This is a genomic window from Mesorhizobium sp. M8A.F.Ca.ET.165.01.1.1 (assembly GCF_004792065.1).
GTDB lineage: Bacteria > Pseudomonadota > Alphaproteobacteria > Rhizobiales > Rhizobiaceae > Mesorhizobium.
The window spans coordinates 1-287 of sequence record NZ_SRTH01000181.1 but is presented as its reverse complement, the minus strand read 5'-3'; the positions used below and the strand labels follow the sequence as shown (position 1 = coordinate 287).

Genomic DNA, 287 nt, shown 5'->3' with positions numbered 1-287 from the left:
ATCAGGTTGGCATAGGCCTCGACATAGCCGTCGCGGCGGCCGGAGATCGAGTTCTCCGAGTTGAACTTCTTCCAGTCGATATCCTCCACCAGCAGTGCGCCGCTGCGGTTGGCAAAACGCAGCAGCAGCTCGCGGTCCTGCATGCGGGTGATGTCGCTGTCGAAGCCACCGATCGCAAGCAGCGACTCATGCCGGGCGGTGATCGCCGAGCCGGCGATGAAGATGGTCTGCGAGACCAGGGCGCGCTGCAGCGTGCTCTTGTCGAGCAAGGCCTGGCGATTGATGCA

Annotated in this window: 1 pseudogene; it reads right to left on the bottom strand. The window is 63.1% G+C overall.

Annotated elements, in window-relative coordinates:
* Positions 1-287: pseudogene (locus EN808_RS35655) on the bottom strand (glycosyltransferase family 2 protein); the annotation flags it as partial.